This is a genomic window from Pseudonocardia sp. DR1-2, from assembly GCF_023717215.1.
Lineage (GTDB): Bacteria > Actinomycetota > Actinomycetes > Mycobacteriales > Pseudonocardiaceae > Pseudonocardia > Pseudonocardia alni.
The window spans coordinates 337,809-350,663 of record NZ_JAMQOF010000007.1 but is presented as its reverse complement, the minus strand read 5'-3'; the positions used below and the strand labels follow the sequence as shown (position 1 = coordinate 350,663).

The 12,855-nt window shown below is 74.8% G+C and carries 8 protein-coding genes; 3 read left to right on the top strand and 5 right to left on the bottom strand.

The window, feature by feature from the left end:
* Positions 1–256 precede the first annotated feature (256 nt).
* Complete coding sequence (locus tag ND486_RS22260) at positions 257–1,951, bottom strand: metallophosphoesterase (protein WP_251786427.1); 1,695 nt, start codon at positions 1,949–1,951, stop codon at positions 257–259.
* A gap of 273 nt (positions 1,952–2,224) precedes the next feature.
* On the opposite strand from ND486_RS22260, the gene ND486_RS22255 reads away from it, so the two are divergent.
* Positions 2,225–5,317 (top strand): alpha/beta fold hydrolase, encoded by a 3,093-nt coding sequence (locus ND486_RS22255; RefSeq protein WP_285899144.1) that lies wholly within the window; start codon positions 2,225–2,227, stop codon positions 5,315–5,317.
* On the top strand, positions 5,314–6,210 hold the full coding sequence (locus ND486_RS22250; RefSeq protein WP_374231592.1) for an ABC transporter permease: 897 nt from the start codon (positions 5,314–5,316) through the stop codon (positions 6,208–6,210). The genes ND486_RS22255 and ND486_RS22250 overlap by 4 nt, the downstream gene beginning before the upstream one ends.
* Positions 6,211–6,254: 44 nt before the next feature.
* On the opposite strand, the gene ND486_RS22245 is transcribed toward ND486_RS22250, so the two are convergent.
* From ND486_RS22245 to uvrB, 4 genes are all read right to left on the bottom strand, one after another.
* A complete protein-coding gene (locus tag ND486_RS22245; protein WP_251786425.1) occupies positions 6,255–7,022 on the bottom strand; it encodes an acetoin reductase in 768 nt (255 codons plus the stop codon).
* A gap of 135 nt (positions 7,023–7,157) precedes the next feature.
* Positions 7,158–8,363 (bottom strand): GAF domain-containing protein, encoded by a 1,206-nt coding sequence (locus ND486_RS22240; RefSeq protein WP_255655657.1) that lies wholly within the window; start codon positions 8,361–8,363, stop codon positions 7,158–7,160.
* Positions 8,364–8,533: 170 nt separating this feature from the next.
* The gene (locus ND486_RS22235) at positions 8,534–9,823 is read right to left on the bottom strand and encodes a glycosyltransferase 87 family protein (RefSeq protein ID WP_251786423.1); all 1,290 of its coding nucleotides are present in this window, start codon (positions 9,821–9,823) and stop codon (positions 8,534–8,536) included.
* Between the two features lie 130 nt (positions 9,824–9,953).
* Entirely contained in the window at positions 9,954–12,191 is a 2,238-nt protein-coding gene (gene uvrB, locus ND486_RS22230; RefSeq protein ID WP_202968142.1) for an excinuclease ABC subunit UvrB, read from the bottom strand.
* An 81-nt stretch (positions 12,192–12,272) separates the two neighbouring features.
* On the opposite strand from uvrB, the gene ND486_RS22225 reads away from it, so the two are divergent.
* On the top strand, positions 12,273–12,797 hold the full coding sequence (locus ND486_RS22225; RefSeq protein ID WP_251786422.1) for a DUF402 domain-containing protein: 525 nt from the start codon (positions 12,273–12,275) through the stop codon (positions 12,795–12,797).
* The last annotated feature ends 58 nt before the right edge of the window (positions 12,798–12,855 follow it).

Sequence of the window (12,855 nt, the reverse complement as noted above, 5' to 3'; positions counted from 1 at the left end):
GTTCCTCCAGACCAGGGCAGCATCAGACAGCCCGAGGTCTCTCCCGCCACGGCAGACCTTGCTGCGGCTGCCGAGCGTGGCCGGTGGTGCCGGGTCCGCTCGCGAACCACGCTCGCGACGACACCGTGCTGACGACACCACCGCGGTAGGGATACTCCCCTGCGGTAGGTGAAGTGTCCTCCCTGGTCCGTTGCATGGCGAGTCGGGGTGACCCAGGGCACCCGGTCGGGGCCGGAAGTCGTCCGGTGTGTCCGGTTCAGCGGCGCGCGCGACGGCTGAGCCGGACCATGTCGATCTCCTCGCCGAGGTCGGAGATCGCGTGCACGACGAGCCGGGAGTCGGTGCCGCCGGAACCGGGGACCACCGAGCAGCGCAGGTAGGCGTAGCCGAGGTAGCGGGTCCGCGACCAGGTGACGGTCTCGGCCTGCTTCTGGTCGTCGGGACCGGCCAGGAAGCTCGTGACCGGCGCCTGCTCGGTCTCGTGGCCGCGGAAGCTGTCGGTCTCGCCGGGCTGCCAGCGGTAGCGGGGCCGTCCGCCGGAGCCGACACACACGTAGGTGGTGCCGTCGGTCTCCGGGTGGACGGTGGAGCGGTCCGGCGCCGGACGGGTGGGGCGGCCGTCGCGGATGGGGTCGGTGCGCTCGTACTGGTGGTTGTGGCCCTGCACGCACAGGTCGACCCGGTAGCGGTCGCACAGCGGCGCCAGCGCCCGTCGCACCCCGGCGTCGGAGGCGTGCGAGCCCGAGGTGGCGAACGCGCAGTGGTGGAAGAACAGCACGATCCACTCGACGTCCGGGTCGGCGCGCCAGCCGGCCAGGGTCCGCTCCAGCCAGGTCAGCTGGGTCCCGCCGGAGTAGCCGGCGTTGGTCGGGATCTCGGTGGAGAGGTCGTTGGCGTCCACGCTGACGACCCCGACGGTGCCGTGGGTGAACGCGTACACCGAGGGGCAGCCGCGGGGGCCGGTCCCGGGCAGCGCGAGCCGGGCGGCGTGACCGGCGTAGCCGTGCGCGGGGCCGTCGGCCCGGTTCAGGTCGTAGAGCGCCTCCATGTCGTGGTTGCCGGTGGCGAACATCCACGGGGTCGACGCGGCCGAGCGTTCGATCGCGGCGAAGTAGGTGCTCCAGACGGTGGGGTCGAAGCTGTCGTGGGCCTCGTCGTCCTGCGGGGCGCCGTTGCGGACCGGCCGGCCGGCGCCGGAGGGGTCGGCGTAGCAGATGTCGCCGGCGAGCAGGTGGAACGCGGGTGCCTCCGCGGCGACGAGCGCGGTCAGCGCCTCCGCGGGCGCCGGGCTGCGGTGGGTGTCGTCGGGCTTGTAGTGGTTCGGCTCCCCACCGGTGCTCACGCCCTGGTCGGCGAAGGCGGTGAAGGTGAACCGGTGCCGGGTGCCGCGGGGCGCGGCCGTGCGGAAGGTGCTGGTGGCGGTGGTCGCCGTGGTTCCGCCGGGGCCCTCGATGCGGAACCGGTAGACGTAGCGGCTGCCGGGGGTGAGGCCGTCGGGGCGGGCGTGGGCGAACCACTGGCGGGTGCCGCGGATGCTGCCGTCCACCTGCGGGACGAGGCTCTCCAGCGGGCGGACCTGCACCGGGAGCGTGAGCCCGAACCCGGAGTCGGTGCCGACGTCGACGACCATCCGGCCGGGCGGCGGGGCCGCGGTCAGCTCCCCGGAGAACGACATCGAGCGGGCCGGGTCGGGCCCGTAGGCCAGGTGCCGTCCGACGACGGTCACCGGCGCGGGTGCGGCGGCCGCGGCCACCCCGCGGGCCCACGGCGACCCGGACGCCGCGAGGGTCGCCAGGACTCCGGCGCCGCCGCGCAGCGCGGTGCGCCGGCTGACCGGGTGGCGTCGCAGGAAGGCGGCGAGCCAGTCCTGCTGGTCGGCGATCGTCATGTCGACGGCGAGTGCCCGCGGGACACCGACGCCGGGGGTCTCTCCGGTGGGGTTGACGCTCACACCCGGGGACGGTGCCGGGCTGCGGCTTCCGGTCGGCGTTGCACGGCGGAACGTCGGGTGAACGCCCGGCGACACCCCGGGGTCACGCGCCGTTGGTGCGGCATTCATCCCGGGTGCCCGGTTCGCCGGGGCCGGTGCCGGTTCCCGTGCCGGAACGGTGCCGGGCGGCGGGCGTGGCGGGACGCACCCGCCGACCGGCGACGCGGTCGCGGCGATCTGCGTAGTTTCGATGACGTGCACGTGCTCCCCCGGACCCGGTGGGTCCGTACCCCGATGGTGGCGGCGACGGTTGCCGCCCTGGTGCTGGCGTTCGCCCCGGCCGCGTCGGCCGCACCCGGTGTCCCGGTCGCCGCGCCGGCGCCCGCCGCGGCGGCGGCCGACGACGGCGGCGCGGTCGCCGTGACCGAGGAGGAGGTCGCCGTCCCGGCCGGCCCCGGGCAGCCGGGCACGATCGACCTGGACACCTCGCTCTACGTCCCCGCCTCGGCGACCGCGGCCTCCCCCGCGCCCGCGGTGCTGGTGGCGCACGGCTTCGGCGGCAGCAAGGACTCCGTCGACTCCGACGCCCGCGAGCTCGCCGCCCGCGGCTACGTGGTGCAGACCTGGACCGCGCGCGGTTTCGGCGCCTCCGGTGGCTCGATCGGGCTGGACGACCCCGACCGCGAGGTGGCCGACGCGTCGCGGCTGGTGGACCGTCTCGCCGCGCGCGCCGACGTGCAGCGCGACGCCGACGGCGACCCCCGCGTCGGTGTGACCGGTGGGTCCTACGGCGGTGGCCTCGCCCTGCTGCTGGCCGGCTACGACCGGCGGATCGACGCGATCGTGCCGGTGATCACCTGGAACGACCTGGGCCAGTCGCTGTTCCCCAACAACGCCGTCCCGGCCGGTGCGACGCCGCCGGGCACGCCGGCGGCCGGTGCGGGTGCCGGCGACGGGGTGTTCAAGAGCGGCTGGGCCGGGGTGTTCTTCGGCTCCGGTGGCCGGGTGCCCGCGGGCGGGGACTCCCCGGCGGGTGCCGCCGCCGGCTCCTCCGGCGGGCTCGGTGGCTCCGGTTCCGGCGGCTCCGGCGGTGGGGGCGGTTTCGGCTCGTCCTCGGGCGGGGCGTCCTCCTCCGACGGCACCGGCACCGGCACCGCGGGCGCGTCCGGGCCGGACGGCGCCGGCACCGCGGGACCGGGCACCGCCGCCGGCACCGCGGCCGGTCCGGGAGGCGCGACGGCGCCCGGCGCGGCCACCGGCCGGGCACCGGACGCGTCGCGGCCGGCGTCGGACCCGATCTGCGGACGCTTCGCCCGCGACGTCTGCGCCGCCTACGGCGAGGCCGCCCGCACCGGCCGCGTCTCCCCGGAGCTGGCCGAGCTGCTCCGCCGCTCCTCCCCCGCGACCGTCACCGACCGGATCACCGCACCGACGCTGCTGGTCCAGGGCGAGCAGGACACCCTGTTCGGCCTCGACCAGGCCGACGCGAACGCCCGCCAGATCGCCGCGAACGGCACTCCGGTGTCGGTGCTGTGGTTCGCGGGCGGCCACGACGGCGGCGGCCCCGACTCCGAGGTCCGCGCCCGCATCGCCGACTGGTTCGACCAGCACCTGCGGGGCCTGCCCGCGGCGCAGGGCACCACCGGTGGTCTCGCCGAGGCCCCCTTCGCCTACCAGGTCCGCAGCACCGTCCGCACCCGCGGCGACACCCCCACCGGCCGGACCGTCCTCGCCGGGGCCTACCCCGGTCTGACCGCGGGCTCCGGACCCGCTCCGACGACCGCGCTGCCCCTGGACGGCGGCGAGCAGACCGTCGTCCACCCGCCGGGCGGGAACCCGTCGGCGCTCACGTCGCTGCCCGGCCTCGGCTCGGCGCTCGGGTCGCTGGGCTCGCTCGGCGGCCTGTCCGGCCTGACGACGCCGGGCCAGTCCGCCCGGTTCCTCACCGCACCCGTCGCCGACGCGATGCAGCCCTCCGGGGCGCCGCGGGTGACGGTGCGCGTCGCGCGGGTCGCCGGACAGCCCGCCCCGGACACCGCGGTGCTGTTCGCGTCGCTCACCACGCTCACCCCCGACGGGCGCAGCACGCTGCTGGGCAACGCCGTCGCGCCGCTGCGGATCGCCGTCCCCGCCGACGGCTCCCCCGCCGAGGCGACGGTGACGCTGCCCGGCGTCGTCGCGCCGGTGCAGGCGGGCAGCCGCCTGCTGGTGCAGCTGTCGACGACCGACCAGGGCTACGACTCCGGCGCCGACCCGGCCGTGTGGCGGGTCGGGCTCGCCGGGGACACCGCGCTGTCGGTGCCCCAGGTGCCCGGCCGCACCGAGTCGGCGGGGACCGTCCCGTTGTGGCCGGTGCTCGGGATCGCCGCGGTGCTGGCCGCGGCACTCCTGGTGTGGCTGGTGGCGCGGCTGCGGTCGCGCCGGACCGAGCCCTCCGACGACGACGTGCCCGGCGACGCCCCGCCGCTGGTCGTCGGCGGGCTGGCGAAGACCTACCGCAACGGGTTCGCCGCGGTGTCGGACGTGTCGTTCACCGTGCCGCGCGGCGCGGTGCTCGGCCTGCTCGGCCCGAACGGCGCCGGCAAGACGACCGTCCTGCGCATGCTCATGGGCCTGATCGCGCCCACCGCCGGGACGATGACGGCGTTCGGCCGTCCCATCCGTCCGGGCGCGGCGGTGCTGTCCCGGATCGGCGCGTTCGTCGAGGGACCCGGGTTCCTGCCGCACCTGTCGGGCGCGGAGAACCTGCGGCTCTACTGGGAGGCCACCGGGCGCCCGCCGGAGCAGGCGCGGATGGAGGAGACGCTGGAGATCGCCGGGCTCGGCGACTCGGTGCACCGCCGCGTCGGCACCTACTCCCAGGGCATGCGGCAGCGCCTCGCGATCGCGCAGGCGATGCTGGGCCTGCCCGAGCTGCTCATCCTCGACGAGCCCACCAACGGGCTCGACCCGCCCCAGATCCACGCGATGCGCGAGCTGCTGCGCCGCTACGCCGCGGGCGGCCGGACCGTGCTCGTGTCCAGCCACCTGCTGTCGGAGGTGGAGCAGACCTGCTCGGAGGTCGTGGTCATGCACCGCGGCACGGTCGTCGCCGCGGGGACGGTCGCCGAGCTGATGGCGGCCGGGGGCGGCTCGTCGTTCACCGTGGACGACACCGGCCGGGCCCGGGCCGTGCTGGCCGCCCTCGACGGCGTCACCGACGTCGTCACCGGGGACCAGCCGGGCGTCGTGCACGCCCATCTCGACGGCACCGCCCGCGCCGACGCCGTCGCCGCGCTGGTGTCCGGCGGGGTCGCGGTCAGCGCGGCCGGGCCGCGCGGGCGGCTGGAGGACGCGTTCCTGGAACTGGTGGGCCCCGAGGGGCGCGACGTCGGAGGTACCTCGTGAGTGACGACCGTCAGCTCTCGACCCGCCGCGGGCACGTCGGCGACCTCGTGACCGGCCGGGCCGCGCCGCCCGCCGTCCCGGGACGGACCATGCCGCTGCGCACCGAGCTGGTCCGCCAGCTCCAGCGCCGTCGCACCCAGGTCGCGTTCGCGCTGGTGGTGGCGATGCCGATCATCCTGTGGGCGGCGTTCTCCCTCGGCGACGACGAGCCCGGCGCCCGTGGCCCGAGCCTGGTCGACCTGGCGTCGGGCAGCGCCGCGAACTTCGCGGTGTTCACGCTGTTCGCCTCGGCGAGCTTCCTGCTGGTGGTGCTGGTCGCGCTGTTCTTCGGCGACACGGTGGCCTCGGAGGCGTCGTGGTCGTCGCTGCGCTACCTGCTGGCCGTCCCGGTGCCGCGGGCGCGGCTGCTGCGGCAGAAGGCCGTCGTCGCGGGGGTGCTGTCGGTGGCGGCGCTGCTGCTGCTCCCGGTCGCGTCGCTGGTGGTGGGGGCGGTCGCCTACGGCACCGGGGACCTGGTCTCGCCGATCGGGGAGTCGCTGCCGTTCTGGAGCGCGGCCGGGCGGGTGATGCTCGGCGCGCTGTACGTGACCGTGCAGCTGAGCTGGGTGGCCGGGCTGGCGCTGCTGCTGTCGGTGAGCACCGACGCCCCGCTGGGCGCGGTCGGCGGCGCGGTGATGGCCTCGATCGTCTCCCAGATCATCGACCAGATCGAGGACCTGGGGATCATCCGGGACTTCCTCCCGACCCACTACGGCGACGCCTGGTCGGCGCTGCTGGCGACCGACGTCGACTGGTCGGACATGACCTACGGGACGTTCTCCGCGGTCTGCTACGCCACCGCATTCCTGGGGCTCGCGGCGTGGCGGTTCCGCACCAAGGACATCACCAGCTGACCGTGGTGCCGGGCCGGCCGCGCGGCCCGGCACCCGGTGGACCCTCAGACCATGACCACCCCACCGTCGATCATGACGGCCTGGCCGGTCATGTAGTCGGAGTCCGGGCCGGCGAGGTAGGAGACGAAGGCGGCGACGTCGTCGGCGGTCTGCACCCGGCCCAGCGGGATGGCGGCCGCGTACTGCGTGAGCGTCTCGCCCTTCCCCGCGCCGCTGCGGGCGCCCATCTGCTCGTCGATCAGGTCCCACATGTCGGTGCCGACGATCCCCGGGCAGTACGCGTTCACGGTGATCCGGTGCGGCGCCAGCTCCTTGGCCGCGGCCTGGGTGAGGGCACGGACGGCGAACTTGGTCGCCGAGTAGTGCCCGAGGAGGTCGAAGCCCTGGTGCCCGGCGATCGACGCGGCGCTGACGATCTTGCCGCCGGTCCCCCGGTCGATCATCACGCGGGCGGCGGCCTGCAGGCAGTAGACGACGCCGAACACGTTGACGTCGAAGATGGTGCGCAGGTCGTCGGGTGTCACCTCGAGCAGGGGCTTGACCTGGGCGATACCGGCGTTCGCGACCATCACGTCCAGACCGCCGAGCTCCTCGGCGACCTGGCCGACCATCGCGGTGACCGCGTCGGGGTCGGTGACGTCGGCCGGGTAGGCCACCGCGGTCCCGCCCGCCGAGCGGATCTCCTCGGCGACCGCGGTGGCGCCGTGGGCGTCCCGGTCGTTGACGGCGACGGCGTGCCCGTCCCGTGACAGGCGCAGGGCGATGCCCCGCCCGATCCCGCGTCCGGCTCCGGTGACCACGGCGACACCCATGTCGGCCTCCCAGTTCGCTCGCGCGGGCCGCCGGGGGCGGCGTCCCTGCCGCGGCGGGACGTTCCCGCGACCCCAGTCCATCCGGTGACACGGGTCACGGACAGCGTTGCAGCCGGGTTGCAGCGACGGGGTCGCTCAGTCGCGACGCAGCGCGGCCACGCCCGGCGCGGTCGACTCCCGCACGACCCGGCTGCCGGCCAGCCCCGTCAGGTCCAGCTCGACCTCGGGGGCGATCCGGTAGGGGCGGGCCAGCAGGATCCCGCCCAGGTTCCGGCGCAGCCGCGACATCTCGGCGCGGACGGTGACCAGGTGCGCCCGGTCGCCGTAGAGCCCCTGGGACAGCGTGGCCGCGTCCAGCCCGCTCGCCCCCGCACGGGCGAGCAGCACCAGGACCTCGGCGTGCCGGGTCGACAGCGGGTGCACCCAGCGGGTCGTGCCCTCGATGACGGCCTGCGGCGGACGGCCGTCCAGGTCCAGGCGCAGCCGCATCCGTCTGCTCCCGCCGGACGCCGGGCGCAGCAGCCAGCCGCCGGGCACCGGCTCGGGCAGGCACGGCCCCAGCCCGTGGACGGCGATCAGGCGCTCCGGCACCGGTGCGGCGACCCGTTCGACACCGGGCAGCCCGGACGCGGCGGCGACCCAGCCGTGGTCGTCGACCACCAGGCCCGGCCCGGTGTCGCCGGCGAGCATCGGGGCGCCGATGGTGCGCAGCGCGTCGAGGCGGGCCTCGTGACGCTGCCACAGCCCGGCCTCGGCGAGCCGCACCGCGGTGTCGACGAGCGCGACGGTCGTCGGGTGGATGGTCTCGGCGGGCCCGGACAGGTCGACCACGCCGAGCAGCTCACCGCTGCGCGGGTCGTGCACGGGGGCCGCGGTGCAGGTCCAGCCGTGGTGGCTGCGCACGAAGTGCTCGGCGGAGAAGATCTGCACCGGCCCGCCCTCGGCGAGCGCGGTCCCGATCGCGTTGGTGCCGACCGACTGCTCGGACCACTCCGCGCCCTCGGTGAACCCGAGCGCGTCGGCGCGGCGGCGGACGGCGGTCGAGCCCTCCCGCCACAGCAGGACCCCGTCGGCGTCGCAGACGACCATCACGTGCCGGGCGTCCTCGGCGACCGAGGTCAGCGCGGCACGCAGTGCGGGCAGCACCGGCACCAGCGGCGACGTCGCGCGACGCTGCTCGACGACGGCGGCGTCCAGCGGGCCGGGCGGCTCACCGGCGTCGGGGTCCACGCCCTGGGCCCGGACCCGGTCCCAGGAGCGGGTGACCAGCCGACGTCCGCGCGCCGTGTCGTCGGGGCGCGCGTCGCCGGACAGCACCGCGTCGTGCAGCCGGGACAGCATCCGGGCGTGCCGACCGAGGTCGGTCCCCGGGCGGACGGCGCACACGCCTGCCCGGTTCCGGTCGTCGTCGACTGGCTCCACCGGCACCTCCGGCTCCCACAGTAGGCGGGTGTCCGTGACCCGCGCCATAGTCGCGGGCGGTCGTGCCCGGGCCGGCCCCCGCCGGAGGGTCAGGACCCGACGTGACGCCGCTCGGGGTGCGGGGCCCGCGGACCACCGGGACGGCCCGGGCCCCGGGTGACGTACCAGCAGCCCAGTCCGAGGGTCAGCGCGGCGGGGATGACGTAACTGGCCCCGAGGAACTGCTCCCAGAGGCTCCACTTCATCTCGACGCCCCACACGTTGGGCATCCAGCGGAACGGCGCGATGTAGAAGATCGCGGCGATCACCGCGCCGACCGCGGCCCACCCGGCGCTGCGGTACCGCAGGGCGTGCGCACCGATCCCGATCAGCGCGGGCACGACCCACACCCAGTGGTGCGACCAGGCGGTCGGGGTCGCCATCAGCACGACGGCGGCCGTCGCCGACATGGCGATCACCGGCTCGGAGCGCCGGACGACCGGCACGGCCAGCGCCAGCAGGACCGCGACGATGCCCAGCCACAGGATGTGGAACCAGGGGTCGGGGACCTCCTGGCGGGCGAGCACGGCCTGCACGGTCTCGTTGGAGAAGAACGTCGAGCCGCTGACCCCGGCCGCCGGTCCCCCGACGAACCAGTACCGCACCGAGGAGTCGAGATCGACGACGAACCCGAGGCCGGTCGCGAGGATGCCGGTGACGACGGCGACGCCCGCCGCCTTCCAGTCCCGCCGCACCAGGAAGTACAGGACGAACCCGCCCGGGGTCAGCTTGATCGCCGCGGCCAGGCCGAGCAGCAGCCCGCGCGGCCACCAGGTCCGCGGGGCGAGCAGGTCGACCAGCACGAGCAGCATCAGCACGAGGTTGATCTGGCCGAAGGCGAAGGTCTGCGCGACCGGCTCCATGAGCAGCGCCGCGGCCAGCACCGGCACGCCCAGCACGAACGGGGCCCGCCGCCCGCCCGCGGGCCACGCGACGCGGATCGTGAGCGCGATGCAGACCGCCAGCGACAGCACCGAGGCGACGAACTGGGCGGTGAACGCGACGGCGTAGGGCACCACGGTCAGCGGCACCATCGTGATCGCCGCGAAGGTCGGGTAGATGAACGGCAGTTCGGGCCCGTGCAGGGGCAGCGGGAGCCGACCGTACATGTCACCGCCGTCCAGCCAGACCTGCACGCCGATCCGGTAGACGTCGAGGTCGAGTGCGTAGTCGCGCAGCCGGAACCAGGACCAGTACAGCGCCGCGGCCAGCAGCGGCACCGTGACCACGAGTGTCCAGGGGGTGAGTGCCGCCGTCCGCAGCCGTCCGACGAGGACCGCGGCGGCCCCGCCGCGAGCGGCGGGCACGTCGGGGTCGTGCGGGGTGCGGGTGACGGTCACGCGGGCTCCTCCGTGTGCGGCCGGGCCGGACGGGTACGGGCCGCGCGACGGGCGGAGCCCGGCGGCCGCTTGGGGACGACGGTGGACCACGGTAGCGGGGCGCGACCCCGCGCCCCGCCGCGGGACCCGCCTACGACACCCCGGCCGCGTCCATCCCCCGCAGCTCCTTCTTGAGGTCGGCGATCTCGTCGCGGAGCCGGGCCGCCAGCTCGAACTGGAGGTCCCGTGCGGCGGTGAGCATCTGGTCGTTCATCTGCTGGATGAGGTCGGCCAGCTCGGCACGCGGCATGCCCGCCGTGTCCTTCGCCGCCACCCCGGAGCTGCCCGCCGCGGCCGGACGGCCCTTCTCCCCCGCCGCCCGCTTGCCGCGCGAGGCGTTGCGGCCCGACCCGCCGACCGGGACGGCCTCGGTGTCCTCGGCCTCGCGGTAGACCTGGTCGAGGATGTCGGCGATCTTCTTGCGCAGCGGCTGCGGGTCGATGCCGTGCTCGGTGTTGTAGGCGACCTGCTTGGCGCGGCGCCGGTCGGTCTCGTCGATGGCGTACCGCATCGAGTCGGTGATCCGGTCGGCGTACATGTGGACCTGGCCGGAGACGTTGCGCGCCGCGCGGCCGATGGTCTGGATCAGTGACGTGCCGGAGCGGAGGAAGCCCTCCTTGTCCGCGTCGAGGATCGCCACCAGTGACACCTCGGGCAGGTCGAGACCCTCGCGGAGCAGGTTGATGCCGACCAGCACGTCGTACTCGCCGGACCGCAGCTGCCGCAGCAGCTCCACCCGGCGCAGGGTGTCGACCTCGGAGTGCAGGTACCGGACCTTGATCCCGAGCTCGAGCAGGTAGTCGGTGAGGTCCTCGGCCATCTTCTTGGTCAGCGTGGTGACCAGGACCCGTTCGTCCTTGGCGGTCCGGTCCCGGATCTCGGCGACCAGGTCGTCGATCTGGCCCTTGGTCGGCTTCACGACGACCTCGGGGTCGACCAGGCCGGTGGGGCGGATGACCTGCTCGACGAACTCGCCGCCGGTGCGGTTGAGCTCGTAGGGGCCCGGGGTCGCGGACAGGTAGACGGTCTGGCCGATCCGGTCGGCGAACTCCTCCCAGGTGAGCGGCCGGTTGTCCACCGCGGAGGGGAGGCGGAAGCCGTACTCGACGAGGTTGCGCTTGCGGGACATGTCGCCCTCGTACATGCCGCCGATCTGCGGCACGGTCACGTGGGACTCGTCGATGACCAGCAGGAAGTCGTCCGGGAAGTAGTCGATCAGGGTGGCCGGCGCGGTGCCGGCGCCGCGGCCGTCGATGTGGCGCGAGTAGTTCTCGATGCCCGAGCAGAACCCGACCTGGCGGATCATCTCGATGTCGTACTGGGTCCGCATCCGCAGCCGCTGGGCCTCGAGCAGCTTGCCCTGGTTCTCCAGCTGTGCGAGGCGCTCCTCCAGCTCCGCCTCGATGGCGCGTACGGCGCGTTCCATCGCCTCCGGGCCCGCGACGTAGTGCGTCGCCGGGAAGACCTTGATCTCGTCGACCTGCTCGACCTCCTCGCCCGTCAGCGGGTTGAGGTAGTACAGCGCCTCGATCTCGTCGCCGAAGAACTCGATCCGCAGCGCCAGCTCCTGGTAGGCGGGGATGATCTCGACGGTGTCACCCCGGACCCGGAACGTGCCGCGGGTGAAGGACATGTCGTTGCGGGTGTACTGCACGTCGACCAGCAGCCGCAGCAGCCGGTCCCGCTCGACCTCCTCGCCGACCCGCAGCGAGACGGACCGGTCGAGGTAGGACTGCGGGGTGCCGAGGCCGTAGATGCACGACACCGAGGCGACCACGACGACGTCGCGGCGGGACAGCAGGTTCATCGTCGCCGAGTGCCGCAGCCGCTCGACGTCGTCGTTGATCGAGCTGTCCTTCTCGATGTAGGTGTCGGTCTGCGCGATGTAGGCCTCGGGCTGGTAGTAGTCGTAGTACGAGACGAAGTACTCGACCGCATTGTTCGGGAGCATCTCCCGCAGCTCGTTCGCCAGCTGCGCGGCCAGGGTCTTGTTCGGCGCCATCACCAGCGTCGGGCGCTGCTGCTGCTCGATCAGCCACGCGGTGGTGGCCGACTTGCCGGTGCCGGTGGCGCCCAGCAGGACGACGTCCTGCTCGCCGGCACGGAGGCGCCGGTCCAGCTCGGCGATCGCGGTCGGCTGGTCACCGGCCGGGACGTGCTCGCTGACCACCCGGAACGGGGCCGTGCTCCGCTCGACCGCACCCACCGGGCGGTGCTCGGAGTGCGCACGCGGGGTGTCCGCCGGGGTGGTGCCCGCGTCCGGGTGTGCCTCGTCCTCCCGGGCACGGGAGTCCGCCGCGCTGCCCGGGACCTCGGTCGCGAATGCCATGACACCAGGGTACGAGCGACCCCCGACACTTTCCCGCCGTGCGCCCCGCCGGATCCTCCGGAGGAGGCAGGATGGGCGACCGTGCACCCGCCCAAGACGCAGACCTTCGACCCCGGACGGGGCGTCCAGATCGACACCAAGGGGACCCACCGCGAGATCGCCACACTGCGCGAGGAGAGCTGGGGTCTGTACCTGTCCCGGCCCGTCGTCGCCCGGCCGAACGCCTGGTGGATCGAGACCTGGGTGCTCCCGGAACTGGGCGTGTGCCTGTCGGACTGGCGGTGGCGGCCGGGGCACGAACGCGACCAGGACGTGTACGTCGACGTCGCCGCGATCACCCGCGAGGGCAGGCGGCTGCACATGACCGACCTCTACCTGGACCTCGTGGTCCGCCGCGGCCGCGGGACCGACGTCATCGACGTCGACGAGTTCGTCGCCGCCGTGGCGCAGGGGCTGGTCGGGACCGACCTGGCCGAGTACGCCCTGGAGCGGTCGCACGCCGTGCTCGAGGGGCTGGTCCGCCACGACCACGACCACGTGGCCTGGCTGGCGTCCCTGGGGATCGACCTGGGCCCGCGGGACCGGCCGGAGGAGGCTCGGGACTGACCGTCGCCACCGACCGGTGACGGCGGCCGGTCCGTGCGGCGCGCCCGGGGCGCCGTCC